1 protein-coding gene is annotated in these 720 nt (G+C 72.6%); it reads left to right on the forward strand.

Annotated elements, in window-relative coordinates; genetic code table 11:
- The coding region (locus ACTIDRAF_RS0225720; protein WP_016701513.1) for a proline dehydrogenase family protein at positions 1–600 on the forward strand (600 nt) is incomplete at its 5' end.
- Positions 601–720 lie beyond the last annotated feature (120 nt).

Genomic DNA, 720 nt, shown 5'->3' on the forward strand with positions numbered 1-720 from the left:
CAGCGGATCGCCCTCGACAACGCCCGCCGGGTGTGCGAGGCCGCCGCTGCCGCCGGGACCACGGTCACCCTGGACATGGAGGACCACACCACCACCGACTCCACCCTCGAGGTGCTCCGCGAACTGCGGGCGGACTGGCCGTGGGTCGGCGCGGTGCTCCAGGCCTACCTGCGGCGCACCGAGGCCGACTGCCGGGACCTCGCCGGCCCCGGCAGCCGGGTCCGGTTGTGCAAGGGCGCCTACAAGGAGCCCTCGTCGGTGGCGTTCCAGTCCCGGCACGAGGTGGACCGGTCCTACGTGCGGTGCCTCGACGTCCTGATGTCGGGGGAGGGCTACCCGATGGTGGCCACCCACGACCCCAGGCTCGTCGCCATCACGGCGAGACTGGCCGGGGACAACAACCGAGCGCGGGACAGCTACGAGTACCAGATGCTCTACGGGATCCGTCCCGAGGAACAGCTCCGGCTGGCGGGGGAGGGCAACACCATGCGCGTGTACCTGCCCTACGGCGACGAGTGGTACGGCTACTTCATGCGCAGGCTGGCCGAGCGGCCCGCCAACGTGGGCTTCTTCCTGCGGGCCCTCGCCACGAAGAGCTGAACCACCCCTGACCTGCGGTGCGTCGCCGTGACCAGCCGGGCGGCGCACCGCACCACCACCCGCGTCCCCGAACGCCCGCGCGGGGGCGTGGCCCGTCGGCCCGGCCCACCCATCGAGGTG

Origin of the sequence: Actinoalloteichus spitiensis RMV-1378, from assembly GCF_000239155.1 — a bacterium.
Taxonomy (GTDB): Bacteria; Actinomycetota; Actinomycetes; order Mycobacteriales; family Pseudonocardiaceae; genus Actinoalloteichus_B; species Actinoalloteichus_B spitiensis.